Annotated in this window: 28 protein-coding genes; 11 read left to right on the top strand and 17 right to left on the bottom strand. The window is 66.2% G+C overall.

What is annotated here, in order from left to right:
• Window positions 1–58: 58 nt before the first annotated feature.
• Window positions 59–1039, top strand: a complete 981-nt coding sequence (locus tag DK459_RS05695) for a LysR family transcriptional regulator (RefSeq protein WP_110134531.1) — start codon at window positions 59–61, stop codon at window positions 1037–1039.
• 35 nt (window positions 1040–1074) lie between these two features.
• Here the strand turns inward: DK459_RS05695 and DK459_RS05690 are convergent, their stop codons facing one another.
• From DK459_RS05690 to DK459_RS05665, 6 genes are all read right to left on the bottom strand, one after another.
• On the bottom strand, window positions 1075–1485 hold the full coding sequence (locus tag DK459_RS05690; protein ID WP_049052543.1) for a MerR family transcriptional regulator: 411 nt from the start codon (window positions 1483–1485) through the stop codon (window positions 1075–1077).
• Between the two features lie 98 nt (window positions 1486–1583).
• On the bottom strand, window positions 1584–2351 hold the full coding sequence (locus tag DK459_RS05685; RefSeq protein WP_110134529.1) for a DUF4198 domain-containing protein: 768 nt from the start codon (window positions 2349–2351) through the stop codon (window positions 1584–1586).
• Window positions 2352–2837: 486 nt separating this feature from the next.
• Window positions 2838–4178 (bottom strand): ATP-binding protein, encoded by a 1341-nt coding sequence (locus DK459_RS05680; RefSeq protein WP_054443992.1) that lies wholly within the window; start codon window positions 4176–4178, stop codon window positions 2838–2840.
• Between the two features lie 136 nt (window positions 4179–4314).
• A complete protein-coding gene (locus tag DK459_RS05675; RefSeq protein ID WP_006387115.1) occupies window positions 4315–4830 on the bottom strand; it encodes a PaaI family thioesterase in 516 nt (171 codons plus the stop codon).
• 164 nt (window positions 4831–4994) lie between these two features.
• On the bottom strand, window positions 4995–5720 hold the full coding sequence (locus DK459_RS05670; protein ID WP_197742400.1) for a siderophore-interacting protein: 726 nt from the start codon (window positions 5718–5720) through the stop codon (window positions 4995–4997).
• 5 nt (window positions 5721–5725) lie between these two features.
• Window positions 5726–6430: an O-methyltransferase gene (locus tag DK459_RS05665; RefSeq protein WP_026382891.1), complete on the bottom strand. Its 705-nt coding sequence runs from the start codon at window positions 6428–6430 to the stop codon at window positions 5726–5728.
• A 144-nt stretch (window positions 6431–6574) separates the two neighbouring features.
• Here DK459_RS05665 and DK459_RS05660 point away from each other — a divergent pair, with 144 nt between their 5' ends.
• Complete coding sequence (locus DK459_RS05660) at window positions 6575–7408, top strand: AraC family transcriptional regulator (protein ID WP_024069186.1); 834 nt, start codon at window positions 6575–6577, stop codon at window positions 7406–7408.
• A 45-nt stretch (window positions 7409–7453) separates the two neighbouring features.
• Here DK459_RS05660 and DK459_RS05655 read toward each other — a convergent pair whose 3' ends face one another.
• Entirely contained in the window at window positions 7454–8428 is a 975-nt protein-coding gene (locus tag DK459_RS05655) for an alpha/beta fold hydrolase (RefSeq protein ID WP_110134528.1), read from the bottom strand.
• Between the two features lie 83 nt (window positions 8429–8511).
• Between DK459_RS05655 and DK459_RS05650 the strand changes: the two genes are divergently transcribed.
• Window positions 8512–8943 (top strand): Rrf2 family transcriptional regulator, encoded by a 432-nt coding sequence (locus DK459_RS05650; protein ID WP_058664666.1) that lies wholly within the window; start codon window positions 8512–8514, stop codon window positions 8941–8943.
• Between the two features lie 36 nt (window positions 8944–8979).
• Here the strand turns inward: DK459_RS05650 and DK459_RS05645 are convergent, their stop codons facing one another.
• A complete protein-coding gene (locus DK459_RS05645) occupies window positions 8980–9843 on the bottom strand; it encodes an SDR family oxidoreductase (RefSeq protein ID WP_006387112.1) in 864 nt (287 codons plus the stop codon).
• A gap of 168 nt (window positions 9844–10011) precedes the next feature.
• On the opposite strand from DK459_RS05645, the gene DK459_RS05640 reads away from it, so the two are divergent.
• A complete protein-coding gene (locus tag DK459_RS05640) occupies window positions 10012–10950 on the top strand; it encodes an AraC family transcriptional regulator (protein ID WP_006387111.1) in 939 nt (312 codons plus the stop codon).
• A gap of 4 nt (window positions 10951–10954) precedes the next feature.
• Here the strand turns inward: DK459_RS05640 and DK459_RS05635 are convergent, their stop codons facing one another.
• From DK459_RS05635 to DK459_RS05610, 6 genes are all read right to left on the bottom strand, one after another.
• Entirely contained in the window at window positions 10955–12163 is a 1209-nt protein-coding gene (locus tag DK459_RS05635; protein ID WP_054447852.1) for a hypothetical protein, read from the bottom strand.
• Window positions 12164–12238: 75 nt separating this feature from the next.
• Entirely contained in the window at window positions 12239–13252 is a 1014-nt protein-coding gene (locus DK459_RS05630; RefSeq protein ID WP_053497878.1) for a hypothetical protein, read from the bottom strand.
• A 3-nt stretch (window positions 13253–13255) separates the two neighbouring features.
• Window positions 13256–13849, bottom strand: coding sequence for a hypothetical protein (locus tag DK459_RS05625; RefSeq protein ID WP_006387108.1), 594 nt, complete (start codon window positions 13847–13849; stop codon window positions 13256–13258).
• Window positions 13850–13959: 110 nt separating this feature from the next.
• Entirely contained in the window at window positions 13960–14619 is a 660-nt protein-coding gene (locus DK459_RS05620; RefSeq protein WP_070541970.1) for a glutathione S-transferase family protein, read from the bottom strand.
• The gene (locus DK459_RS05615; protein WP_020928143.1) at window positions 14616–15095 is read right to left on the bottom strand and encodes an SRPBCC family protein; all 480 of its coding nucleotides are present in this window, start codon (window positions 15093–15095) and stop codon (window positions 14616–14618) included. The genes DK459_RS05620 and DK459_RS05615 overlap by 4 nt, the downstream gene beginning before the upstream one ends.
• Entirely contained in the window at window positions 15092–15472 is a 381-nt protein-coding gene (locus DK459_RS05610) for a helix-turn-helix transcriptional regulator (RefSeq protein WP_006387105.1), read from the bottom strand. Before DK459_RS05610 ends, DK459_RS05615 begins: the two co-directional genes overlap by 4 nt.
• Window positions 15473–15618: 146 nt before the next feature.
• Here DK459_RS05610 and DK459_RS05605 point away from each other — a divergent pair, with 146 nt between their 5' ends.
• Both DK459_RS05605 and DK459_RS05600 read left to right on the top strand, forming a co-directional pair.
• On the top strand, window positions 15619–15921 hold the full coding sequence (locus tag DK459_RS05605) for a helix-turn-helix transcriptional regulator (RefSeq protein ID WP_045953579.1): 303 nt from the start codon (window positions 15619–15621) through the stop codon (window positions 15919–15921).
• 148 nt (window positions 15922–16069) lie between these two features.
• Window positions 16070–17032 carry a zinc-dependent alcohol dehydrogenase family protein gene (locus tag DK459_RS05600; protein WP_049053418.1) on the top strand — a complete coding sequence of 321 codons (963 nt, stop codon included), beginning with the start codon at window positions 16070–16072 and terminating at the stop codon, window positions 17030–17032.
• A gap of 166 nt (window positions 17033–17198) precedes the next feature.
• Here the strand turns inward: DK459_RS05600 and DK459_RS05595 are convergent, their stop codons facing one another.
• Window positions 17199–18095, bottom strand: a complete 897-nt coding sequence (locus DK459_RS05595; RefSeq protein ID WP_054444003.1) for a methylenetetrahydrofolate reductase — start codon at window positions 18093–18095, stop codon at window positions 17199–17201.
• 56 nt (window positions 18096–18151) lie between these two features.
• A complete protein-coding gene (locus DK459_RS05590; RefSeq protein WP_026382901.1) occupies window positions 18152–19069 on the bottom strand; it encodes a LysR family transcriptional regulator in 918 nt (305 codons plus the stop codon).
• A gap of 125 nt (window positions 19070–19194) precedes the next feature.
• Here DK459_RS05590 and msuE point away from each other — a divergent pair, with 125 nt between their 5' ends.
• The 5 genes from msuE (at window position 19195) to DK459_RS05565 (ending at window position 23605) form a co-directional block, all read left to right on the top strand.
• Window positions 19195–19776: an FMN reductase gene (gene msuE, locus DK459_RS05585; RefSeq protein WP_006387100.1), complete on the top strand. Its 582-nt coding sequence runs from the start codon at window positions 19195–19197 to the stop codon at window positions 19774–19776.
• Window positions 19777–19948: 172 nt separating this feature from the next.
• On the top strand, window positions 19949–20932 hold the full coding sequence (locus DK459_RS05580; protein ID WP_006387099.1) for a DUF1852 domain-containing protein: 984 nt from the start codon (window positions 19949–19951) through the stop codon (window positions 20930–20932).
• A 39-nt stretch (window positions 20933–20971) separates the two neighbouring features.
• Complete coding sequence (locus DK459_RS05575; protein WP_006387098.1) at window positions 20972–22000, top strand: methionine synthase; 1029 nt, start codon at window positions 20972–20974, stop codon at window positions 21998–22000.
• A 447-nt stretch (window positions 22001–22447) separates the two neighbouring features.
• Window positions 22448–22837: a hypothetical protein gene (locus DK459_RS05570; protein WP_110134527.1), complete on the top strand. Its 390-nt coding sequence runs from the start codon at window positions 22448–22450 to the stop codon at window positions 22835–22837.
• A gap of 51 nt (window positions 22838–22888) precedes the next feature.
• Window positions 22889–23605, top strand: a complete 717-nt coding sequence (locus DK459_RS05565) for a hypothetical protein (RefSeq protein WP_070541967.1) — start codon at window positions 22889–22891, stop codon at window positions 23603–23605.
• Between the two features lie 123 nt (window positions 23606–23728).
• Here DK459_RS05565 and DK459_RS05560 read toward each other — a convergent pair whose 3' ends face one another.
• Window positions 23729–24337, bottom strand: coding sequence for a pentapeptide repeat-containing protein (locus tag DK459_RS05560; RefSeq protein WP_233256765.1), 609 nt, complete (start codon window positions 24335–24337; stop codon window positions 23729–23731).
• Window positions 24338–24635: the final 298 nt, after the last annotated feature.

The raw sequence follows: 24635 nt of genomic DNA, 5'->3' as shown, positions 1-24635 counted from the left end.
AACCATCCAATTTGATAATTAGCCTAGAATTTGAATGATCTTCAAATCTGGATTTCAAATGGCGACCGACAGGTTGGGCGACATGCGACTTTTCGTGGAAACGGCGGCGGCGGGCAGCCTGTCGGCGGCCGGCCGCAAGCTGGGGCTGTCGGCCGCGGCGGCCAGCGCGCGGCTGATCAAGCTGGAATCCGCGCTGCGCGCCAGGCTGTTTCACCGCAGCACCCGGCAGTTGCGCCTGACCGAGGAAGGCCGTGTCTACCTGGCGCATTGCGAGATCGCGCTACGCGCCATCGACGCTGCCGAGGCCGCGCTGCAGGCGGGCCAGCAGGCCGTGCGCGGCAAGCTGCGGATCTCGGCGTCGGCCGACTTCGGCCGCAACCTGCTGAATGACTGGCTGGAAGAATTCAGCGCGGCGCACCCTGACCTGAAGATCGCGCTGACGCTGTCGGACTCGCTGTCGAACCTGCTGCACGACGACATCGACCTGGCGATCCGCTTCGGGCGGCCACAGGATGGCGCCCTGGTCGCGCGCCATCTCGCCCCCAACTGGCGAGTGCTGTGCGCCTCGCCCGACTACATCGCCCGGCGTGGCGCGCCGCGCACGCCCGAAGACCTGGCGCGGCACGATTTCATCGTGCTGGTCACCGTCGCCGGTCCGCTCAACCAGTTCCATTTCATCAAGAACGAAACCGCGGCCAGCTTCACCGTGCCGCTGGAGCGCGCGTGGGAAACCAACGACGGCGCGCTGGCGCGCCAATGGGCCATCGCCGGCCATGGCATTGCGCGCAAGACCATCTGGGATGCCGCCGACGACCTGCGCGCCGGGCGCCTGAAGGTGCTGCTGCCCGACTATCGGGTAAGCGAGGATGGCGTGCATGCCGTATTCCACGGCACCCGCTACATGGCGCCGCGGGTGCGGCGATTGCTGGACTTCCTGGTGGCGCGCTTTGCCGATGCCGGCGCGGCGTTGACGCGCGATTTCGATATCGAGGCGGGCCGGCCGCGCCAGCCGCCGGACGTCGCCGGTCCCGTGGCGTAGCGCCTGTTCGCGCTGAAAGCGCCTCGCACAGCGCACTAGTCCAGCTTGCTCAGCACGCGCGACAGCACGCGCCGGGCGTCGGACAGGTTGTCGGCATCTCCGGGCCTGGATTCGACATCCCGCATCAAGCCCATCAGTTGGGCCTTGCTACGGGCCAGCCGCGCCTCCAGCGATTCGATCTCGCCCACCTTGCGCCGCAGGGCGGCCAGCAGCGCGTCATGATTCCAGTCGTCGCCCGTGGCCGGCAGCAGCACGCGGATCTCGTCCAGGCTGAAACCGACCTGCTGCGCGGTCGTGATCAGTTCCAGCGCCAGCATCGCCTCGGGAGAAAACGTGCGGTAGCCATTGGGCCGGCGGGCCACCGTCTGCAGCAGGCCCGCGCTTTCATAGAAGCGGATACGCGACGGGGTCAGTCCGGTACGCTTGGCCAGTTCCCCGATATTCATGTCCTTGTCCTTCTCGATAACGATCAATGGGATCGCGGCGGGCGACCGCCGCGATACGGTCCGGGCCGCTCCTGGCGGCGCCGGACCGACGGCCGCTCCTACTTGGCGGCCGCGGATGCCGGGGCAGCCGCGGGCAACTTGTTGGGCGGCCTGACCGGGCCGGCCGGCAGCGGCGTGACGCCATCAGGCTTGACGAAGGTCAGGGTCGCCACGTAGCCGATGGCATCGTAAGGCTCGGGCCCGCTGGCGCCCTGCCGTTCGCCCGCCGTCTTGTCGATATGCATGGCGCGCAGGACGTATTGCGCCTTCCACGGCAGGTCGAAGCGCGCCTTGCCTTGCGCATCGGTGTAGGCCGCCTTTTCCCAACCGGAATCCACCATCGCGACCAGCTTGGCCTTGGGCAGGGGCTGGCCTTTCAGCACCACCTGGAATTCGCCGGCCTGGCCGGTGGGCACGATGTCCAGCGTCAGCTTGGGCGCCACCGCGGCGGACGGGTTGGCGACATAGCGCGCGCCCATGTGGAACCAGGCATTGATCGATTCACCGCCATGCTTGAACTTGCGCAGCGTGTCCATGGGGCTTTCCAGCACCAGGCTCTCGTTGCCGCTGGCCTTGCCCGACAGCGTGAAGCCATCGGCGGTCTTGGTGACCGTCAACGGCGATTCGCCCTTGGCCGAGACCAGGCTCGCCGACATCTTGCCGAAGCCATCCAGGTAGCCGGGCGAGGCCTCGCGCAGGTTCTCGGCGAACTCGCCGAAACGCGCAATGGCGGACTTGCCGCCGGGCTGCTCGATCCAGACTTGATGGGCTTGCGCGGTGGCGGTCAGGCACAGGGCCGCGATCGCCAGGGATAGGGTCTTCTTCATGGAAAGCTCCGGAAAGTGAGGAACGGGGTTGAACAGCTCCCCCCTCCCGCCTGCCCGCGGCTTGCCCGCAAATCGGCCCGAGGCGTCGGGACGATCGAAGATGCAGGCACCGAAGATGTTTGCGCCGAAGATGTCTGCGCCGAAGACGCTTGCACCGCAGACGTCCGCGCCCGTGTGGCCATGAATTCTGGCATTCGAAGGCTATCCACAAATAACAACGAGAATCGCCCTGATTATGTGGAACGACCCGGCGATGTCAAGAACACGCGGGGGACGGGCAACGACCGCCGATCCGCTCGCGCGGGCGGCCACGACACGCGGTTTTCATTGGGACGATGGCTGCGCGCGGGGCGCGCCTGACCCGCCCGGGACGCCCTGGAAGCGCGTCGCAAAATCGGACTGCGCGTCAGCGGTCCACGACCGTCATCAGGCCGCGCCAGCCCGCGCTTGAAGGCCTGGCGCCTCGTTCGCCGCAGCCGGCTTCGCTCACGCGTGGCAGGCCAGCGTCCGCACCGTGTCGCCTGCCCCCGCCGTGTCCGGCCACCTCAGGACGAAACGGGCGCCGCCCAGCGGGCTGTCGCACACACGGATGCTGCCCCCGTGGCTGGCCGCCACGCGTTGCACGATCGCCAGGCCCAGGCCGGCGCCGCCGGTGCCCCGGTCGCGGCTTTCGTCCAGCCGGATGAACGGTTCGAATACCCGCTCCCGGTCCGTGGGCGGGATGCCGGGGCCGTCGTCGTCGACGATCAACTCGAATCCGCCGTCACAGGTGGGCAACAGCGCCACCTCGACCCGCTCGCGCGCATAGCGCACGGCGTTCTGCACCAGGTTCGACAACGCCCGCGTCATGTTGCGCGGGTGCAGGCTCACGTGCGGCGGATGGCCATCGCGCACGCTGCAACGCACCTGCCGCGCCTCGGCCTGGTGCGCGATCTGGGCCAGCGCTTCGCCCAGCCAGTCGCGCGCATCCACCGTGTCCAGCTGGATGGCCTCTTCGTTGGGCCGCTCCAGGCGCGCATAGATCAGCAGTTCGCCCACCATGCTTTCCAGCTCGGCGATGTCGGCGCGCATGTCCTGGAAAGTCTGGCGGTGGCGGGAACGCAGCTTGCCGCGGTCGACGATGTCGATCTCGAACGACAGCCGCGCCAGCGGCGTGCGCAACTCGTGCGAGACCGCGTTGGTCAGATTGCGCTGGTTGTCGATCAGCGCCGAAATGCGCTCGGCCATGTGGTTGAAACTCTCGCCGACGTGGCGGATGCCCGAGACCCGCGACAGGCGCACCCGCCTGCCGAGATCGCCCTGGCCCATGCCGAGCGCGGCATTGCGCAAGGTGTCCAGGTCGCGCCAGACCGGCAGCGCCCACAACAACAGGAACGCCGTCGCCATGATCAGGGTCAGCATGGTCCAGGCGCCCCACGTCATCAGCTTGTCCAGCATGCCGTCGCCCGGCAGGCGCAGTTCCAGCCATTGCCGCGGCGCGCCCGGCAGCGGGATCAGGTAGGTGTTGTATTCATCGCGCATGATGAAGCCGGCCTGCTCCATCTGCTGGCGTTCGCGCTCGTCCGGGCGCACCGCCTCCCAGGGCAACAGGCGCAGGTCGGCGCCATAGTGCGGCAGCAGTTCCTCGCGCAGGAAGGCTTCGCGCGCCTGCGGCGCCACCGGGTCCAGCTCTTTGTGCAGGGCATGCACCTGACCGCGTATCGAGCGTTCCGCCAGATCGTCCAGCCTGGGCGAAAACAGCGTGACGAGTCCCTTGTCGACGACCTGGAAAGCCGCCGTCAGGCTGATGACGGCCACGACAAAGAGACGCAGGATGAATTTGAGCATGGCGTTGGACGGGGAGCGGGCACCGGCAGCTTACGCACAAAACCGGCGGCATTCCGCCGCGCTTTGTACGAGATATGTGAAAACAAGTGAAAAGGCGTCGGTGTCCACGGCGCCCCAGCCCGCCCTGCATCGCGCGTCAGCGGCGCGGGCGCAGTCGCTTGAAGGTCAGCGAGGCCTGGGCGCACAGGCGGGTTTCGCCGCGCTCCACCACGTATACCTGCGCGTCGAAAAACGCGATGCTCTTGCTGTGCGACACCACCTGCGCCACGCAACGGATCGTATCGCCCGCGGCGGGCAGCAGGAACGAAGTCTTGAATTCCAGCGTCGCCATATCGTCGCCCTCCTGGCCGGCGCCGCCGTCGATCAGCGTCAGCGCCGCATAGCCCGCCGTGGCATCCGCCACCATGGCGACGATGCCGCCCTGCACCGCGCCGCGGTGATGCAGCAGGGCGGGCACGATCCTGGCCGACGCCTGGCAGCGCCCGCGCGCCAGGTCCTCCAGGCACAGGCCGACGTGGCGATAGGCCGGCTCGTCGGCGAACTGCCGGGCAAGCAGCCGCATCCGGTCCGGATGCAAGGCCGGCTGCGCCTCGGCCGGCGCCGGGCGCCCGTGCGAAAGCGACGCCGGATGGGCGTGGATGACCTCGATCATGGAAAAAGCCTCTTCGATCCTGATGGGAGATCGAGTATTGGCCATGCGTACGCGGGCGTCTTGAACGCTAGTGACATCGACACCGTCCACGTGCCGGCCCGCGCCGGCGCCGTGTCAGCCAGCCGCCTTCCCCCGCCCGGAGCGGGCCCGGCATGCCGCGCCAGTCAGTCCAGGCCGCGCTTGCCGGGCGCCCAATAGGCCTTGGCCATGATGCGCGCGCCCGGCACGCCCTGCGCGGCCAAGGTCCGGCGCAGCCGCTGGATCGACGGCGCCCTGCCTGTCAGGATGTAGCCGCGGTCGGCGCCGGCAAGCACGGGCAGGCGGCGCGCGATCGCGTCCAGTTGCCCGTCGTCGCCGCAACGTTCGAACAGTTCGACCGCCTCCAGCCCGAGCCGTCTCGACACCGCCCGCGCTTCGGCCAGCGCCGCCACTTCGAGCAGGCAATGGGGCGCGTCAGCGGCAAAGTGGCGGCTGATCGCGTATGCCAGGCCAAGCGAAGTCTCGTCGCCAAGCAGCACGCAACGTCCCTGCACGCGGCCCGGATCGAGCGAGGCGCGCGGACCGAAGACGTCGCATTCGTCGCCCGGCGTCACCTGCCGCGCCCATGCGCTGCCCGGTCCGCCGCCGTGGCAGCACACCAGCAGCCGCGTGCGCCCGGCCACCGCATCCCATTCGATCGGCGAATAGGTGCGGGCCACGAACGCCGAACCCATCGCGATCTGCACCTTCTGCCCCGGCCGCCACGACGCTTCACGAAACGCCGGGCTTTCCAGCGTGATCAAGCGAAAGCCCGGCGCCGGCGTCTCGGCCCGCGCCACCCGCGCGCGCGTCATGAATAGCCGGGTCAGCAGGCGGCTGACCCGGCCTGGCTCCGGCCTCGGATCGGTCATGGCGGTCATCCTGCATACACCGTGAATTCGTTGCCACGGCCCGGGTCGATCTCCAGCGGTTGCGACACGTATCCATTGGCCGGATCGCGCACGTAGTCGAGGTACTCGTTGTCGTGGTCCCACGCATTCTCGGCCAGGATCGGCGTGCCCGGCTTCAGGCGCGGCTCGAGCAGCCTGAGCACCGGCAGATAGAGGCTGATCGCGCCGTCCAGCAACACCAGGTCGATCGGGCCGCCGACATCGGCCAGCGTCTCGCGGGCATCGCCGACGCGGATCTCGACCCCTTCCGCCAGCCCCGCCGCCAGCAGGTTGGCCCGCGCCCGCTCCGCCTTGGCCGGCTCCAGTTCGGTGCCGATCAATTGTCCGCCGCCCATGTCGCGCAGCGCCGCGGCCAGATGGATCGTCGACACGCCCATCGAGGTGCCGAACTCGACGATGCGCGTGGCGCGGCGACTGCGCGCGCATTGGTAGAGAAAGCGACCATAGGCCGCCGAAACGTTGAGGAAATTGCCGGCATAGCCGCGATACACGGCGCGCAGGTCGCGCCGCTCATCGGCCAGCGTACTGGCGATGGCTTGCGCGTACATCTGCCCGGCGTCCTCGTCCGGATTCGCGCCGAACTGATCCATCAGGCCCCGGTCGGCCTCGGCCGCCTCCTGGAAAAGGCGCCGCAGGGTCTGCGCGACGCGGTCGCTATCGAGTGCATTCATGAGTCGTCCTGTTGGGGTGCGGCGGCCCAGCGCCAGCCGTACCGTCATGGTAGGAAGCCTCATACCTGGCAGCATTGGTAAACTACGCCATCAAATTCCATAATCCTGCCAACCTGCCGGCGCCCTCGGCTCCGGCGCCCCGCCATGCCCGTGCTGACCAACCTGGTCGATCCCGTCCAATGGTTCGACCCCGACCTCGTGCCGCGCCCGGTCGTGACCGTCGGCGCGGCCGGCATCGATCTGGCCGACCTCGACGAGCACGGCCTGGACCGGATCGAAAAGGACTTCCACCGCCACCGCAAGGGCCAGCTGCTGCTGTTGCTGCGCGGCGTGCTGACCTGCGAGATCGCCGGCAGCCTGTGGATCGTGCCGCCGCAGAGCGCCCTGTGGGTGCCGGGCGACCTGCTGCACAAGATCACCGCGGCCGGCACGATCGAGGTCTACGTCGCCTTCATCGAACCGGCCGCCGCCTCGGCGCTGCCCGCTGCCTGCTGCGCCGTCACCACCACGGCCCTGCTGCGCGAACTGGTGGTCCGCTCGGCCAGCCTGCCCCTGCTGTATCCGGACGACGGCCCCGCCGCGCATCTGGTGACCCTGCTGCTGGACGAACTGGCGGCCGCGCCCCTGGGCACGCTGCAACTGCCCATGCCCACCGACCGGCGCCTGCGCAAGATCGTCGACGCCCTCATGGCCGAGCCGCGCGAACGCGGCACCATGCAGGGCTGGGCGCGGCGCGTCGGCCTGAGCGAACGCACGCTGGCACGGCTGCTGATGCAGCAGACCGGCATGAGCTTCGGCCGCTGGCGCCAGCAGTTGCACCTGATGCTGGCCGTGAAATGGCTCAGCACCGGCATGTCGGTGCAACAGGTGGCCGACGACCTTGGCTATGAAAGCGCTGGCGGCTTCGTGACGATGTTCCGCAAGGCCCTGGGCACCTCGCCGGGCAGGTATATGGCGCAGCGGCGGCCGGCCGGCTGAAGCGAAAAGCGATGCAATGCGTTCCCGCGCCCCGGGGCCGTCAGGTCACAATGCCCGCAGGAAGGCCACCAGGGCCGCGTTGACGGCGTCGGGCGCCTCCTGCTGAAGCCAGTGCCCCGCCCGCGCAATCACCTGCGAACCACGCAGGTCCGGCGCCAGCAGGGGCATGGCGTCGATGATCTGCCGCATTCCCGGAATCGCCAGGCCCGTGTCGTATTCACCGACCAGATACAGCGCCGGCACCTCGATGCGCAACCCCGCGAAGGCCGCTTGCGCTTGCCAGTTGCCATCCAGGTTGCGGTAATAATTCAGGCCGCCCCGAAACCCCGACCGCGTGTAGGCCTGGACAAATCGCTCCAGATCCGCCGCGCCGAGCCAGGGCGGCAAGGCCGTCGGGTCTGTCAGCGAGTCCAGCAGCCCACCTCCCCGCGGCACCATGCCGAACGGATTGGGCGTGCCACCATCGCGCGGTCCCATCGCCCCGGAGGCGCAGAAGTAGATCTTGCGCAACGTGGCCGGGATATCGCGCTCGAACTCCGCTTCGGCCACGCCCGGCGCCGAGAAATAGTGCGTGTAGAACCACGCCTGTTCGTTCTGAGGAAACAGCCGGCTGGGCGCCATGGGCGCGCGTCCCATCATCGGCACCCCCAGCGCCGCCACCGCGCGGAACCGGTCGGGCCGGACCTGCGCCGCCTGCCATGCGATCGACGCGCCCCAGTCGTTGCCGACCAGCACGGCCTGCCGCTCCCCCAGGGCGTCGAGCAACCCGACCAGATCGCCGATCACGTCCAGCGCCGTGTACTGCCCCACGTCAGCCGGGCAGTCGCTGGCGCCATAGCCGCGCAAATCCGGCGCAACGGCGCGATAGCCCGCCTGCGCCAGCGCTTCGAGCTGGTGCCGCCACGCATGCGCGGTCTCGGGAAAACCGTGGCACAGGATCACCAAGGGGCCGGCGCCCTGCTCCACCACGTGAAGGCGGATGCCATTGGTCTCGATAAAACGTTGGCGGGGTTCAAGCATGCGGGCTCTCGATGGCAAGGGATTACACAATATCTGGCCAAAAGAGTAACATCAAAAGTTGCACATTTTCAAACTGGGGTTCCATGCAACGAGACACCCGCCTGGCGCGCCTGCTGCACGTCCTGGTCCACATGCATTTGCGCGGCGGCGCCACCACGTCGCAGACCATCGGCCAGATGCTGCACACCAACCCCGTCTTCGCGCGCCGCACGATGAGTGTGTTGCGCGATGCCGGCTTCGTCACCTCCACCGGCGGTCCGGGCGGCGGCTGGACGCTGGCCTGCGAACTGGATCGCCTGACCGTCGGCGATGTATGCGACGCCATCGCGCACGCCACGCTGTTCGCCGTGGGACCGGCGCAGGACAATGCGGCGTGCCCCGTGGAAGCGGCGGTGAACCGGCGTCTTCGCGCCGCGCTGGCGTCCGCGGAGCTGGCCTTGCTGCAGGCGTTCAGGGAGATGCCGCTGTCGGAGATTGCCGACGAAGTCCTGGCGTCGGGCGCGCGCCCCAAATGAAGCCGGCGATGACGCCGCCGCGCCCTTGACGCGGGGTCACGCGAAGTCCGTCGCCTCGCCCGCCTCGCGCCACGCCTCGATATCCCTGCGCACCTGCGCCAGCTTCTGCTGCGCGAAATCGTGGGCGATCCTGCCCACAAACAGATGCAACGGCGGCTCGGCCATGCCGGCCACCCGCAAGATCAGCGCGGCCAGCCGTTCCGGGTCGCCCGCCTGCTTGCCGTTCATGCCGTCCCGATGCAGGTCCAGCGATGCCTGGGCCGCGGTGTAGTCGGCGATGCTGCGCCGGGCGATGACCAGGCTGTTGTCGTTCAGGAAGTCCGTGCGCACCGGTCCCGGGTACACCACGGTGGCCTTGATGCCCACCTCCGCGCCCTCGGCGGCCAGGGTCTCGGTCAGGCCGGCCAGCGCGAACTTGGTCGCCACGTAGCTGCCCCAGCCCGCATAGCCGCCCTGGAATCCGGCGATGGACGCGACGTTGAAGACATGCCCTCCGCGCTGTCTGCGCAGTTGCGGCAGCGCGTGGCGCAGCACGTGCAAGGGCGCGAACAGATTCACTTCGACATTGCGCCGCACCTCGTCGTCGTCCAGCGCCTCGAGCGTGCCCTGCTGGCCATAGCCGGCGTTGTTGACCACGCAGTCGATGCGGCCGAACGTGGCGATGGCGCGCTCGATCGCGGCCTGGACACTGGCCTCGGACACCAGGTCGACCTCCAGCGCCAGCAGGCGCGGATTGTCCTGGCCCAGCGCCTGGCGCAGGCTGGCCAGCGTGCGCGACGTGGCCGCCACGTTGTCGCCGCGCGCCAGCAATTGGCGCGCCAGGGAAAGCCCGATGCCGCGCGCGGCGCCGGTGATGAACCACGTTTGATTGCGCTGAGTGTTGCGTTGAGTGTCTTGCATTCCTGTACTCCCGGTTTGGTCGGATGACAGGACAGATGCTAGGCGCGGGCGGGCGGGCCGGATAGGCACAGCGCTATTGGATCATTGCCTATTCCTACTCGAACGCCATATTCTTTGACGAATCAGGAGCAAAATGATGCCTAAGACTCTTACCCAAGCGATAGCGCAATGACGGCACCGCAAGCCCTCCATGACCAGATGACCGCCCTGCTCGACCGGCTCGCCCCGCACGAGGGCTACACCCTGTCGCGCCTGGACGGCGTGCGCTTCATGCGCGCCAACCAGCCGCTCGGCCGCACGCCGGTGCTGTACGAACCCAGCATCGTCATCGTGTGCCAGGGCAGCAAGCGCGGCTACCTGGCCGACAAGGTCTATCGTTACGACGCGCAGCATTACCTGGTGCTATCCGTGCCGCTGCCCTTCTCCACCGAGACCGACGCCACGCCCGAGGAACCCCTGCTGGCGATCCAGTTGCGGCTCGATCCGACCACCCTGGCCGACCTGGTGCTGTCGCTTGACGGCCACGACGGGCCGGCCGCGCCCGCCCCCACCGGCATCACGTCCACCCCGCTCGATCCCACGCTGGCCGATGCCACCTTGCGACTGCTGCGGGCGCTGGCCTCGCCGCTCGAAGCCAGGGTGCTCGGGCCGGCAATCGTGCGGGAGCTGTGCTTTCGCGTGCTGGTGGGCGAACAAGGCGGCGCAATCCGCGCCGCGCTGGCCAGCCAGGGCAACTTCGGCCGCATCTCGCGCGCGCTGCGCCGCATCCACGATGACTACAGCCAGCCCATGGAAGTGGCGACCCTGGCGCGCGAGGCAGGGCTGAGCGCGCCCGCCTTCCACGCGCACTTCAAGACCATCGCCGGCACCTCGCCCATCCAGTACATCAAGTCCATCCGGCTGCACCAGGCGCGCCTGCTGATGATCCGCGACAACCTCACCGCCGCCGCGGCCTCGACGCGCGTGGGCTACGAAAGCGCGTCGCAGTTCAACCGCGAATTCAAGCGCCTGTTCGGCCGCAGCCCGGGCGAGGAAGCGCGCCAGATGAAGGCGATGTTCGCGCTATTGCCCGCGGCGCAACTGGAAGGCGTGGCGGCGACGCACTGAGCGGTCAGTAATCCCGCGCCTCGTCAAACCAGCGCTGCGCCTGCGCTTCGGTCACGCCCAGCTCGACCACCCGCGCCAGCTGGCTGAACTGCCACACGGCTTCGCCGATGTCCTCGCGCTCGGCGGTCTCGATGCCCTTCATGCCGTTGAAATGGCGCGCGAACACCTCGATGGCGGCTCGCGCCGCATCGACCGTGGCCGCCCCTTCAAGCGCCTGGCGGGCGGCGTCGTACGCGGTATTGGCCGCTTTCGCCATGCGGCCGCTCCAGGCGGAAAAAGGTCGGCCATACTCGGTTTGCCACCAATCCGGCTTGCGCAGCTTGCTGACCGAGCTATAGCCGGCCCACGGCCGCAGCTTCTCCCGCGCCTTCATCTGCGCCTTCAGCCACTTGCCTCCGGCGTCATCGATGTTGAAGCCGATGAACCGTTCCAGCGACGGCCAGGTGGCCAGCGCCGGCAGGCCTTCCAGGTCGGGAGCATGGCGGATCTCCAGGCTCTTCAGGCCGGGCAGCCGGGCCAGCGCGTCCCAATCGATGAAAGCGCCCCATAGCGAAAGGTGTTCCAGCGCGGCAAAGCGCTCGATCCCCCGCAGCGAAATCGCCTGCGCCACCGGCTCGCCATACAGCGCCAGGGTCGACACGCCCTGCAGCGCGCCCAGGTCGGGCAAGGCATACGGCGCCAGGCCGGGCCGCCGCCCCAACGCGGGATGCAGCGACAGCAGGTCCGGCAGCGCGCCCGACACGGTAATCCGCGCCAGATCGCCATGCAGGCCCAGGCGCGTGTCCCTGGGCAACACGATGTCCAGGTGGCCCGATACCGCCGCCAGGCGGATCTGGAGCATCTGGATCCTGGCCGGGCGCGCGTCGATCCGGCGCGCATCGGCAAACGCCGGCGCCCAGGAGAACTGCTCGATCGCGCGTTGCGCCGACCAGCCCACAAAGCCGCTGTCATTGCCGTGGTAATCGATATGGCGCGGCCAGGGCGAGCCGGCGGGCGTGGCGAACGGCTCGAACGCCGGCCAGAGGATCACGTCGTCGGACGCCACATGCAGATCCGCCTTCGCGCCCATGCTGGCCGGCCCGATGATCAGGTTGCCGCGCCCCGGCTCCCTGACGAGCACGTGACTGCCCGGCCCGGTCAGGCCCAGCAGGTAGCGGCCATCCCCCGTCACCGAACCCGCGGGTTGGCCGGACACATCGATCGGTTGGGACACACAGCACTCCTCTTGGTGGTCAACGAAGGTGGGGCAACGGACGCAGCCTCGTCGCGCGGCTCGCGCAACGCGCCGTCACAACGTCATCGGGGGCTGGTCTTCGATGCGGAAGGACAGCTCGCGCTGCCCCAGCAAGCCGGCGTCGACATACTCGAACTCGACCCGCTGGCCCGGCGCCGCGACCGGCCCGAGATGATAGACCCGATACATCACGCCGCCCACACGATAGTTCGGGATCAGCGACACCGTGGGCGAGTTCGGCGTGCGCTGGCGATACGTCACCGCCTCCTCGACCACGCCGCGCACGCCATGCTTGCAGTGCGCGCGCTTGAGCCGCGGGCTGCGCATGCCAAGCACCCATCCCAGCAGCACGAAAACCATCGCCAGCAGGATCAAGGGCAGGAAAAAGAAACTCGCGGCCAGCGGCGCCAGCGCGGCCACGAAAAAGAACTTGCGCACGCCCAGTTCCTCGCGGCGCGCGTTGGCGCGGTCGGCGTCGCTGATCTCCTCGACGGACGTCCAGGCCTGGCCGCTCATGGGATAGTCCACCCGCAGCAGCAGCCCCGGCGCATCCGGCATCAGCGTCAGCACATGCAGGCGCACCGGCAGGTCCGTCAGCGCCACCGCGGCGTGCGGCCGGGCGCCGCTGCGGGTGTCGCCGGCGCCCTCGTTCCAGAACGGCACCGCCACTTCCACGCGCTGCTCGCCAAACGCATAGCTGACGCCCGGCCGCCCGGCCGGCCCGAAGCCGGTGAGGTGACCCGACAGGATCTGCTTGGGCACGCGCCCCCGGAGCGCGCGATCGATGCTGCGCCAGGCGCGCGGCAGTCGCAACAGCCGGCGTCCGAAGAAAAAAGCCGCCGCGCCCACCCCGGAGCCGATCAGCAGCAGCATCAGGCCATCGCCAGCGCGCAGCGAGCGCCAGTCGGACAATGCCAGCCCGAAGATCGTCAGCACCGTGCAGGCCAGCAGCAGGAACACGATCAGGCCGAATACGGCGGCCAGCCCCTTGCCCCGGCTGCATCGGCGCAGCAGCGCAAGGTCATCATCGGTCAGCGGGGCTTGCTCGATCCGCAGGGTATCGCCCATGCGTCAATACGTCGCGAAAGGCACTTCCACCGTCAACGCCTTGCCGCCCGCGGCCGGACGCAACGTGTAGGTGGCCACGCCGCCGTCATCGTCGGCCAGCGACGCATCCTTGCGCGATACGGCGTAGCGCTGGCCGCCGACCTCCAGCGCACCCCGCGCCGGCGCCCGAGCATCGGCCGGCACCAGCAAGCCTCCCAGCGCATCCACGCTGTCCGCGAATTCGTATGTGTCCAGCGCCCCCTCGGCGCGCAGCCGCTGTACGCGCGGCCGGTACGGCGCCGCGTCGAGGTTCCAGCCGTTGGTCAGATCGGTAATCCACGGGCCGGGAATGTCGTAGGTGCCCTCCAGTTCGGCTTCCGTCACGGCTTCGCCTTGCACCACCAGGCAGCACACCACCTTGCCGGCCTTGGCGTCGAAAGCCGCCCACTTGCTCGCCACCGGCGCGGCGCTGGGCAGCATGGAAAAATGGTATTGCTTGTCGAGCTGGGAATCGGAAACCTTGCGCCAGGCGCCCACTTGCGGCGACTGGGCGAGGCAGGTGGCGGTCAGCAACAGGCCTGCTGTCAGGACAATGGCGCGGGACACGGAATGGGTCATCTTGGGTAGCTTGTTCCAGGCCAGGAAAAATCATCGAATCGGGGTCAGCGACGTAGTCTATTCCAAGTTGCCGTGTCCTCGGCTCGTGCCGTCGACGCCCCCCGCCCCGCTCAATCCCGGTCCGGCGCCCCCAGCGGAAAGAAGCCGCGGTACGGACGCGCCTCGTCGACCACCCGGGCGATCGACGGCCGCGCCAGCAGCCGGTCCCGATACGCCGCCAGCGCGGGAAACCGCCCGCCCATCGGATGCACCCAATCGCCATAGAACAGCGCCGGCGCCGCGGCGCAGTCCGCTATCGTGAAGCGGCCGCAGGCGGCCCACGGCCCGTCCTGCAATCGCGTCTCCAGCCAGGCATAACACCGCGCGATGACGCCATGCGCTTGCTCCACGCCGAACGGATCGCGGCTGTCTTCGGGGCGCAAGGCGTTGCCGACGATGCGTTGCATCGGCACGTGCACGTAGTCGTCGAACACCTGCGCCATCATGCGCGCAGCCAGCGCCTCGCGTGGATCCTGGGGCACGAGCGGCGCGCCCTTGCCGTGGCGCAGGTCGAGATACTCGATGACGGCATTGCTCTGGACCACCTCCGTGGCGCCATCCACCAGGGCCGGAAACTGCCCGGTCGGCGCCAGCGTCGCGATGCGGGCCGCGTGCTCGGGATGATCCGGATCGATCATGCGGAACTCGAAGTCCACCTCACGTTCATACGCCGCGATCAGCGCCTTCCAGGTGAAGGACGAAAACGGATGACCGTAGATCGCGACCGTCATGGCAGCGCTCCGCCCGGTTGCAGCAGCGTCTCGATCATGTCGAACTGCAGCCCGGTCCCATGGCGGCGCGACTCGACGCCGTCGTTGCCGTCCATGAACACGATCTGCTCGGTGTACGCCACGCGCGTGGCATTGCCGGCCGGCTCGATCTCCAGGCTCGACAGCGTCACGGAATGCAGCCTGCCCGAATGGAACAGGTCATAGGCGTAGACCAGCCGGCTGGCGGGCTCGATCACGTGATAGCGCGCATCGAAGCACGACACCATGCCGCTCTCGTTGAAACGCCCTTCCAGCACCTCCCGGCCGCCCACGCGAAAGTCCATTTCGCGGCGCGACAGCGTCCAGCGATCCGGCGGGCCGGTGAACCACTGCGCCTTGACGCGCGGATCGGCCCACGCCTCGAAGACCCGCTGGGCCGGCGCGTTCCACGTGCGCCGCAGCGTGAACGTGCCATGGAAAAACGGCGTGAAAGTCATGATGTCTTCCCTCCCTGATCGGGCGCGGCGCCCAGCCCGCCCGGGTGATTGCCGGCTTCGCCTTCGAGCAATTGGCCGAGGCGGTCGAATCGGTCTTCCCAAAGCTGGCGACGCTCGCTCAGCCACTGCTCCACCCGCATGACCGCCTCGGCCGAAATCCGGCATTCGCGCGTGCGTCCGCGCTTTTCCGTGACGATCAGGCCGCTGGCTTCCAGCACCCGGACATGTTGGTGGATGGCTGCCAGCGTCGAGTCATACGGCGCCGCCAGCTCGCTGACCGAAGCCGGACCGCGGGACAGGCGCTCGAGCATGCCGCGCCGCGTCGCGTCGGCAAGCGCATGGAAGGCCAGGTCGAGTTGGGATTGATACTCAAGCATTTGCTTAAGTTAGAGAGGGCGACGCGGAAAGTCAAGTATTCACTTAAGTATTTTTGTCGCTGCCTGTCCGCGTCCCACCCGGCGCGTCTCCATACGCCACGCTCGGTCATATTGACATATCGGGAATTTCCGATATCATGCCCGCCATGGACCTGCTCGACGTCTTCAAAGCCCTCTCGAACCGCACGCGCCTTGAAATCCTGAAGGGTTTGAAGGACCCCGTGAACAGCTTCCCGCCGCAGGACGAAGGGGACGTGCATACGGTCGGCGTCTGCGTCAGCAGCATCCAGGAAGGCGTCGGACTGTCCCAGTCCACCGTGTCCGACTACCTGGCCACGCTGCAACGCGCCGGCCTGGTCGAAGCCACGCGCATCGGCTCGTGGACGTATTACAAGCGCAATGAAACCACCATCCGCGCTCTGGCCGAGATCATCGGAAAAGAGCTGTAGCTGGCGGTGGCCGAGGTCGGGCATGGCCGCCCGTGCTTATCTGGCGCCAGCTTGCCGCGCGCTTGCCTTGCCCTGTTCTTCGCATTTTTTTGTTTTTTTAAATCGACAATTCCCGATATCCCGTTTTACCGAAATAAGGAGCCATCCAATGAAAGCCCTCGTCCTCACCGCCTTTGGCGGCCCGCAATCCTTCGAACTGCGCGACGTCCCCAAACCCGTGCCGCAAGCGGGCCAGGTCCTGGTCCGCGTCCACGCCACTTCCATCAACCCGCTGGACTACCAGGTCCGCCGGGGCGACTACCCCGATCTGGTCGCCCTGCCCGCCATCACCGGCCACGACGTCTCCGGCGTGGTCGAAGCCGTCGGGCCCGGCGTGAGCGCCTTCGTGCCGGGCGATGAAGTCTGGTACACCCCGCAGATCTTCGACGGCCCCGGCAGCTACGCCGAATACCACGTGGCCGCCGAAAGCATCGTGGGCAGGAAGCCCGCCTCGCTGAGCCATCTGGAAGCGGCCAGCCTGACGCTGGTCGGCGGCACCGCGTGGGAAGCGCTGGTCGTGCGCGCCGGCTTGCGTGTGGGAGAGAGCATCCTGGTGCACGGCGGCGCCGGCGGCGTCGGCCACGTCGCCATCCAGCTCGCGAAAGCCGTCGGCGCCAGGGTGTTCACGACCGTGCGCGACAGCAATGTCGACTTCGCGCGCAGCCTGGGCGCGGACGTCGCCATCGACTACGAAAAGGAAGATTATGTCGAGGCCATCCTGCGCGAGACCGGCGGGCGCGGCGTCGACGTGGTGTTCGACACCATCGGCGGCAACACGCTGGCGCGCAGCCCCGACGCGCTGGCGCAACTGGGCCGCGTGGTGAGCATCGTGGATATCGCGCAGCCGCAGAACCTGATCCAGGCGTGGGGCAAGAACGCCAGCTACCACTTCGTTTTCACGCGGCAGAACCGCGGGAAGCTGGACGAGTTGAGCGCGTTGGTGGCGCGTGGGCAACTGCGGCCGCACGTGGGCGCGGTGTATCCGCTTGCCGATATTCCGGCGGCGCATGCGCGGTTGGAGAGTGCGAACAACGGGCTGCGGGGAAAGATCGCGATCGCGGTGGCCGATTGACGCATCGGCGGCAAGGCGAACTCACGCTACCTATGACGAGTCATCGCCCGAGACAGTGCCGGATTGCCCGCATGGTCGGCCGTCGGCGACGCCAGGCTGACAACCGCGGCGTGCAACTTGCCGGGCGGCTGGCCAAACGCGGTGAAACGGGCAAGGCCGCCAAATGTCACGGCAGGGACGCCGTGGCGCAACCCGGTTGTCCGGAGCGGGCGCGATACCGTTCCAGCCAGCTCACGGACTGCGCGATCCCTCCGAACGGGAAGAAATGCAGGCTCACCTTACCGTGCGCGTCCGTCAGTCCGGCGGCCAGCCGATCCACGAAAACGTCCGGCCCCGCGGCGCCAAACAGCTTGCCCAGGGAGATACCGTACTTGGCCCACATCGATGCGCAGGCGCCGACCCCGCACAAGGCGGCATAGCGCGCCAGCACCGCGATACCGGCGGGTCCCGGCACACCCACGCGCACGGGGTGTTCGAGGCCGCGCGCGCGCAGCGCTTCGAGCCACGCCAGCACGATGTCGGCATCGAATCCAAACTGCGTGACGATCAAGGGCGACATGCCGCGCGCGCCGATGCCGCGGCACTTGCGTTCCAGCACCTCCCACCGCTGGGCCGCGCTCATGACCGGATGGCCGTCCGGATGCGCGCCCACGCCGACCACCTTGATGCCCGCGCGCTCGAAAACGCCCGTTTCGATCAGCGCGGCGCTATCGGCAAACGGCCCCGCCGGCGTCGACGGATCGCCCGCGATCACGAAGCAGCGCTCAACGCCGGCCTCGGCCACCGCCCGCGAGACGAACGCCTCCAGGTCGGCCAGCGAGGCAATGCGGCGCGCGGACAGGTGCGGCATGGGTTCCAGGCCCAGTCCGCGCACGGCCCGCGCGGCGGCCAGCCGGGCGTCATCGTCCTGGCCCGGCAGGTAGGGAATGGAAATGGTCGACCCGGGCGGTAGCCGCGACGCTGCCGCGGTCAGCGCGGCAATGTCCTTCACGCTGACTTCCAACGAACAGTCGTCGGTGATGTTGCCGGGAAAGAAAGGGGTACCGCGAGGAATCAAGGACATCGATGAAAGGCAGGCCGAACGGCTCGGCGCGCGGCCTGTGTACGGCAAAAAAGGGTTCAACCGTTGGCTTGTTGCGCAACGGTGGCGGCGGCGGCCGGCTGGCGGGCCAGCTCGATGAAGGCGCGCACGTAATCGATGGCCGTGTCGGCCTCGCGCGCCCCCAGGAAGATCTGCTTGGCGATGCCGCGGGCGCCCAGCCGCACCGGCACCACGTCCATCCGGGCGGCGTATTCCTCCACCAGCCAGCGCGGCAAGGCGGCCACGCCGCGGCCGCTGGCCACCATCTGCACCATGATGTCGGTGGTCTCGATGGCCTTGTGGCGCCTGGGCGTGACCCCGGCCGGTAACAGGAACTGGTTGTAGATGTCCAGCCGCTCGATATCCACGGGGTAACTGATCAGCACTTCCTGGGTCAACTGCTGGGGCTTCACATGCGCCACCGACGCCAGCGGATGGCCCTTGGCCACCACCAGCACCTGCTCGTAGTCGAACACCGGCTCGAACTTCAGGCCCGGCTTGAACAGCGGGTCGGGCGTGACCAGCAGGTCGATCTCGTAGCCGAACAGCGCGCCGATCCCGCCGAACTGGAACTTCTGCTTGACGTCCACATCCACGTCGGGCCACGCGGCCAGATAGGGGGAAACCACCTTGAGCAGCCACTGGTAGCAAGGATGGCATTCCATGCCGATGCGCAGCGCGCCGCGCTCGCCCTGCGCGAACTGGCCCAGGCGCTCTTCGGCCAGGTCCAGCTGCGGCAGCACGCGGTTCGCCACCGCCAGCAGGTACTGGCCGGCCTGCGTCAGGCGCAGGCTGCGGCCTTCGCGCAGCCAGACGTCGGTGCCCAGCTGCTGCTCCAGCTTCTTCATGCTGTGGCTCAAGGCGGACTGGGTCAGGCTCAGCACGCCCGCGGCGGCCGTCAATGAACCCTGCTTTTCGACCTGCTGGACGATGCTGAGATGGATGCGCTCAAGCATTCAGATGATTTCCGCTCATGGATTCGTGAAATAAAACCATTTTACTTCATCGCTTCCCGCCCCTAGTATGCGCTTCCGTCGTCTGCGGGCGCGGCGCCGCATAAATCAATTCCAGTGAAGCAAAAATGACACGTCCACTCCGTCTAGTAGCCGTTTCCGGCGGACTGCAACGCCCCTCCAAATCCGCCGCCCTGGCGCAGCACCTGATGGACCTGATCGCCGACGACGTCCCGTGCGAACAGCGCCTGGTCGAACTGGGCCAGCTCGTCCCGCACCTGGCCGGCGCCACCTGGCGCACCCACCTGCCCGACACCGTGGAGCGGGACCTTGACGCGGTCGAACAGGCGGACGTGCTGGTAGTGGCCACCCCGGTCTTTCGCGGCTCCTACACGGGGCTGTTCAAGCATTTCTTCGACTTCATCCACCAGGACGCCTTGATCGACAAGCCCGTCCTGCTGGCTGCCACCGGCGGCAGCGAACGCCATGCCCTGATGATCGACCACCAACTGCGGCCGCTGTTCAGCTTCTTCCAGGCCCGCACCTTGCCGCTGGGCGTCTACGCGACCGACAAGGATTTCGCCGACTACCGGCTGCGGGACGAAGCCTTGATCGAACGGGCCAGGCTGGCGATCGAACGGGCATTGCCCCTGATCGCGTTGTCGCGCCACGCAGGCGCCGTCGCCGCCGTGGAAGCCATCGCAGCCTGAAGCACGCCTCGGAACGCTGGCCAGGCGGCTCGTTCGCCAGCGCCGTTCCAACCCGACATCCGCCCTTCGAGCGCCCCGCAAAGGCTTGTGTTTCCCCCGCCTTGCGGCCGCCCGAACCGGCTTTTCGTTTTCCGCAGACTTTTTTTTCGCAGAATCAGCGCATCCCATCACCATGAGCAACGATTTCACCTTCAGCATCAAGAGCCTTTCTTTTGATGAAAACTATCGTCCCTCGGACAACACGCGCATCACCACCAACTTCGCCAACCTGGCCCGGGGCGAAAGCCGCCAGGAAAACCTGCGCAACACGCTGCGGATGATCGACAAGCGGTTCAACAACCTGGCGCATTGGGACAACCCCAAAGGCGACCGCTACGCCGTCGAACTCGAGATCATCACCGCCGAAATGCATATCGGCGCCGCCAGCGGCGGCGATGTCTTTCCGCTGATCGAGATCCTGAAGACCAATATCGTCGACAAGGCCAACAACGAGCGCATTGAGGGCATCGTGGGGAACAACTTCTCCTCGTACGTGCGCGACTACGACTTCAGCGTGCTGCTGCCCGAGCACAACAACGACAAGCCCACCTTCAGCACGCCGGACAATTTCGGCGATCTGCACGGCAAGCTGTTCAAGCACTTCGTCAATTCCAGCGCCTACAAAGAGCGGTTCAGCAAACCGCCCGTCATCTGCATCAGCGCGTCCAGCAGCAAGACCTACCACCGGACCGAGAACCAGCACCCCATCCTGGGCGTCGAGTATCAACAGAACGAACTCTCGTCGACCGACGAGTACTTCGAGAAGATGGGCCTGCGCGTGCGCTACTTCATGCCCCCGGGCAGCGCCGCCCCCCTGGCCTTCTACTTCCAGGGCGACCTGCTGGGCCATTACACCAACCTCGAGCTGATCAGCATTATCAGCACGATGGAGACCTTCCAGAAGATTTACCGCCCCGAGATCTACAACGCCAACTCCGCGGCCGGAAAGCTCTATCAACCCAGCCTGAAAAACCAGGACTACTCGCTGACGCAGATCGTCTACGACCGCGAAGAACGCAGCCAGCTGGCCGTCAAGCAGGGCAAGTTCACCGAAGAACACTTCATCAAGCCGTACAAGCACGTGCTCGAAAGCTGGGCCGCCAACTACGCGCACTAATCCCCCCGCACCAAACATCCAACACGGGACCGCAAGATCATGAAAAAACTACTGCCCACTTCGACCGCCGGCAGCCTGCCCAAACCCTCCTGGCTGGCCCAGCCTGAAAAGCTCTGGTCGCCCTGGAAGCTGCAGGACCAGGAACTGGTCGAAGGCAAGCAGGACGCCCTGCGCCTGGCCCTGCACGAACAACAACACGCCGGTATCGACATCGTCAGCGACGGCGAGCAGACCCGCCAGCACTTCGTCACCACCTTCATCGAGCACCTGGACGGCGTCGATTTCGAAAAGCGCGAAACCGTCCGGATCCGCGACCGCTATGACGCCAGCGTGCCGACCGTCGTCGGCGCCGTGAGCCGCCAGAAGCCGGTCTTCGTCGAAGACGCCAAGTTCCTGCGCCAGCAGACCACGCAGCCCATCAAGTGGGCCCTGCCCGGCCCCATGACGATGATCGACACCCTCTACGACGCCCACTACAAGAGCCGCGAAAAGCTGGCCTGGGAATTCGCCAAGATCCTCAACCAGGAAGCCAGGGAACTCGAAGCCGCCGGCGTCGACATCATCCAGTTCGACGAGCCGGCCTTCAACGTCTTCTTCGACGAGGTGAACGACTGGGGCATCGCCACCCTGGAACGCGCCATCGAAGGCCTGAAGTGCGAAACCGCCGTGCACATCTGCTACGGCTACGGCATCAAGGCCAACACCGACTGGAAGAAGACGCTGGGCTCGGAGTGGCGCCAGTACGAGGAATCCTTCCCCAAACTGCAGCAATCCAGCATCGACATCGTTTCGCTGGAATGCCATAACTCGCATGTGCCGATCGACCTGATCGAACTGATCCGCGGCAAGAAGGTGATGGTGGGCGCGATCGACGTGGCCAGCGACAAAATCGAAACGCCGGAGGAAGTGGCCAACACGCTGCGCAAGGCGCTCAAGTTCGTCGACGCCGACAAGCTCTATCCCTGCACGAACTGCGGCATGGCGCCGCTGTCGCGCGCCATCGCGCACGGCAAACTGCTGGCGCTGAGCGAAGGCGCGGAGATCGTCCGGAAGGAATTGCAGGGGTGATATCGGGGGGGGTGTGGGATGATCCTCTCCACACCCACCTGCCCGTGATTTTGTGCGCGGGGCCGGGGATAACAATTATTAAAACGCCTGGCCCGCGAAAATACGCACAGGCTCGATGCGAACGGAAAACTCTTCCATGGCGCAGCGAGCGACTTGAACCGCATCTGCCTCACTTGAGCCCGTATCTCGCGGCTCACGACTCGCCGTACCCACACATCCGGCCATGACTCGCCGCAGGCAAAGCGCCAGCACGCCGTGCGTGGTGAGTATGGTATTTTCGTCAGGCCCGGACCTTGCCGCGGCCGCGTTCACGTGCCTGCTTTCATCCACGCTGGCTATCAAGGGAATCCAGTTCAAATAGCAGGACGCCTCGTTGATAGGCGAATACAGTCAGCGCCGGATATCTCCATTTCTGATCCGGACTGATGTTCAGGACTTGAGGGCGTAATGAAATTCGGACTGTCTACAGACACGAGTGGCGCGACCAGTGTCTACAAGATTGCCAACGAGCTTGATTCGATATTTCCGGCCCTGGCGTCGCAATTCCCATCGGTCGAGATCGAGGTTTTCTTTGTTTTTCGCTGTCTGCCAGATGGGATCGGCAGGAAGTCATCGCGGCGCTTTTCGAAGGCGGAGTCCGTTCTCTACCTGGATATGTGTCTTTCAGAGGACCTGCTGAAGGACATGGATGTGGCGCAGCAGAGATCCCTCGTGGCCAGCCATTTCTTCGACTATGTTGAGGCGTCCTTGAACAAGTATGAATTCAAAGGCCTCGATGTTGCGTCATTCATGGCTGCGCTCAAGCGGGAGGCGGCATTGATAGGTTGGCGGGATTGAACATCGAAAGCGGCAGCTGGAAGCATACATTCAAGGCATGCAGGGGTTGAAGTGATAAAAGTCAATCAAATAAGGTCGATTTCCGAGGCTGAAAAACTGGGTTCGATCGACGTCGCAGGCTTTGTCGTGGCGCGCTCGTCCTGCGCGAGCGCGCTGGACCTGGATCAGTGCAGGAGCCTCGGTAGCGTGCTCGATTGCGCGCATGCCGTCCATCCGGTGGGCGGCGTCGATGACATTGGGTTTTGCAGGGAGATCATTGCAGAGTTGAAGCCTCGCTATCTGGAGTTCACGGTTGTGGACCCGGAAAAAACCGAATTGAGCCTGGCGCAGCTGGATGCGCTGTCGAGACTGGATGTGGGCAAGATTGCCAACGGACTTTTCCTGCTCAAGGATGAGCTTTCGCTGCTGGACAGAGCTGCGCATATGGATGCGCTCGTGCAAGCCGGCGTTGAATTCTTTCAAATCGAAGTTGAATCGTTGATTGATCCCGCAGTCAGGATCGGCCCTAAGGTGCGTGCCCGAATCGGGGAGTTCTTCTCTCGTTATCCCGCGATAATTGGGGATTCATTTTCCATGAGCGTCAAAGTCCCTGACGTGCATCAGCGTGGATATTGTTTGAATCTTTCCGTTGACGGCGGCCGCTCATATGACTTCTCACAACAACACTATGCATTATCGTCGGCACTGAGGATCATCAAAGGTCTGCGGACTGCTCCCGGCGCGCCGACGCGCAGGAGACCGCGCGCGACCGCCCCCCATTACGACTAGGGCTACCCAGCCTCGCTAAAAAACGCGATCGATCACCCTGTCGGCTGATGTTATCCGGCATGGCCGCACCTTGAAGCTCCAGCGCCGCAAGCCTTGAAACTCCAGCGCCGCAAGCGCATTGCCCTAACGAATCACGACCCCATCCGTGATACAGCCTTGCAGCTGCGCGAGGGCAACACCGCCAACGAACCTGCTCCTGGCAACGGATCCAGACAGGGTCTTGACTCCCGTGAAGTCACACCCTTCGAATACGCAACTGATGAAGTGAATGCCTGAGAGATTTGCCCCGGCAAACTTGCAATCGACAAACTTGCAGTCTGTCGCAAAGGACCTGGATAGATTCGAGCGCGAGAAGTCACAGCCAATGAACTCCCCGCCCAACCGCGCCCCATTGAGCTTCGCGCCGACAAAGCTGCACGAATCGAATTTCCTTCGCACAAACACGTTACGCATATCCATGCGCTCAAACTTGCATCCCTTTGCCTCGGACTCATTGATGCTGGCCCCGTCTTTGAACACGGCATCGGAGAGATCGACCCTTTCGATGCTCAGGTAGCGAACCGCTTCAGCGAGCGTAATCCCTCGGTAGTCCTCAAAGCCCTCATCGGTGAGTCCGAACGGCGATTCCGGCATCGCCCCCATCTTCATCGACTTGGCCGCATCGAGAAGACGTCTTCCGGCCAACTGCAACTGCTCTGCCTGCCATCTGGCACGTGCATCTTTTGCCTGCATTCCCTGCACCCTCGAGCGTCATGGATTGAATTTTTGCCGTGGGCACTAGTGTAGTTGGCAAGCTTCCGTGCGCGGTCAACTGATCGCTCCCAGCTCTCTGTTGCCATACCTGCTGACCACGGGCCGATTTCGTCCGATTTAGAGGCAGCAGGGACAAGAGTCGGACGACGCGCATCTTAAATAACTCCCATTCTCAACAAAAATCGAGCTCCAACCGAATAGCGCGTCGACACGGCGCGCGACGGTAAATCCCGACGTTGTCGAGCCGATTACACAGTTCTCCCTTCTGCGGCAACGT

It is taken from the genome of Achromobacter sp. RW408 (genome assembly GCF_003184165.1).
GTDB classification, from domain to species: domain Bacteria; phylum Pseudomonadota; class Gammaproteobacteria; order Burkholderiales; family Burkholderiaceae_B; genus Achromobacter; species Achromobacter xylosoxidans.
The sequence above is the reverse complement of the archived record's forward strand: the minus strand, read 5'-3'. Positions and strand labels throughout refer to the sequence as shown.

Coding starts and splice junctions, on each gene's coding strand:
- DK459_RS05610 (WP_006387105.1), bottom strand. CDS start 15,472: ATGCTTGAGTATCAATCCCAACTCGACCTGGCCTTCCATGCGCTTGCC.
- DK459_RS05615 (WP_020928143.1), bottom strand. CDS start 15,095: ATGACTTTCACGCCGTTTTTCCATGGCACGTTCACGCTGCGGCGCACG.
- DK459_RS05665 (WP_026382891.1), bottom strand. CDS start 6,430: ATGAATGCACTCGATAGCGACCGCGTCGCGCAGACCCTGCGGCGCCTT.
- DK459_RS05690 (WP_049052543.1), bottom strand. CDS start 1,485: ATGAATATCGGGGAACTGGCCAAGCGTACCGGACTGACCCCGTCGCGT.
- DK459_RS05575 (WP_006387098.1), top strand. CDS start 20,972: ATGAAAAAACTACTGCCCACTTCGACCGCCGGCAGCCTGCCCAAACCC.
- DK459_RS05630 (WP_053497878.1), bottom strand. CDS start 13,252: ATGGGCGATACCCTGCGGATCGAGCAAGCCCCGCTGACCGATGATGAC.
- DK459_RS05560 (WP_233256765.1), bottom strand. CDS start 24,337: ATGCAGGCAAAAGATGCACGTGCCAGATGGCAGGCAGAGCAGTTGCAG.
- DK459_RS05655 (WP_110134528.1), bottom strand. CDS start 8,428: ATGCTTGAACCCCGCCAACGTTTTATCGAGACCAATGGCATCCGCCTT.
- DK459_RS05590 (WP_026382901.1), bottom strand. CDS start 19,069: ATGCTTGAGCGCATCCATCTCAGCATCGTCCAGCAGGTCGAAAAGCAG.
- DK459_RS05625 (WP_006387108.1), bottom strand. CDS start 13,849: ATGACCCATTCCGTGTCCCGCGCCATTGTCCTGACAGCAGGCCTGTTG.
- DK459_RS05660 (WP_024069186.1), top strand. CDS start 6,575: ATGCCCGTGCTGACCAACCTGGTCGATCCCGTCCAATGGTTCGACCCC.
- DK459_RS05640 (WP_006387111.1), top strand. CDS start 10,012: ATGACGGCACCGCAAGCCCTCCATGACCAGATGACCGCCCTGCTCGAC.
- DK459_RS05620 (WP_070541970.1), bottom strand. CDS start 14,619: ATGACGGTCGCGATCTACGGTCATCCGTTTTCGTCCTTCACCTGGAAG.
- DK459_RS05580 (WP_006387099.1), top strand. CDS start 19,949: ATGAGCAACGATTTCACCTTCAGCATCAAGAGCCTTTCTTTTGATGAA.
- DK459_RS05675 (WP_006387115.1), bottom strand. CDS start 4,830: ATGATCGAGGTCATCCACGCCCATCCGGCGTCGCTTTCGCACGGGCGC.
- DK459_RS05645 (WP_006387112.1), bottom strand. CDS start 9,843: ATGCAAGACACTCAACGCAACACTCAGCGCAATCAAACGTGGTTCATC.
- DK459_RS05650 (WP_058664666.1), top strand. CDS start 8,512: ATGCAACGAGACACCCGCCTGGCGCGCCTGCTGCACGTCCTGGTCCAC.
- DK459_RS05685 (WP_110134529.1), bottom strand. CDS start 2,351: ATGAAGAAGACCCTATCCCTGGCGATCGCGGCCCTGTGCCTGACCGCC.
- DK459_RS05600 (WP_049053418.1), top strand. CDS start 16,070: ATGAAAGCCCTCGTCCTCACCGCCTTTGGCGGCCCGCAATCCTTCGAA.
- DK459_RS05695 (WP_110134531.1), top strand. CDS start 59: ATGGCGACCGACAGGTTGGGCGACATGCGACTTTTCGTGGAAACGGCG.
- DK459_RS05670 (WP_197742400.1), bottom strand. CDS start 5,720: ATGACCGATCCGAGGCCGGAGCCAGGCCGGGTCAGCCGCCTGCTGACC.
- DK459_RS05605 (WP_045953579.1), top strand. CDS start 15,619: ATGGACCTGCTCGACGTCTTCAAAGCCCTCTCGAACCGCACGCGCCTT.
- msuE (WP_006387100.1), top strand. CDS start 19,195: ATGACACGTCCACTCCGTCTAGTAGCCGTTTCCGGCGGACTGCAACGC.
- DK459_RS05680 (WP_054443992.1), bottom strand. CDS start 4,178: ATGCTCAAATTCATCCTGCGTCTCTTTGTCGTGGCCGTCATCAGCCTG.
- DK459_RS05570 (WP_110134527.1), top strand. CDS start 22,448: ATGAAATTCGGACTGTCTACAGACACGAGTGGCGCGACCAGTGTCTAC.
- DK459_RS05595 (WP_054444003.1), bottom strand. CDS start 18,095: ATGTCCTTGATTCCTCGCGGTACCCCTTTCTTTCCCGGCAACATCACC.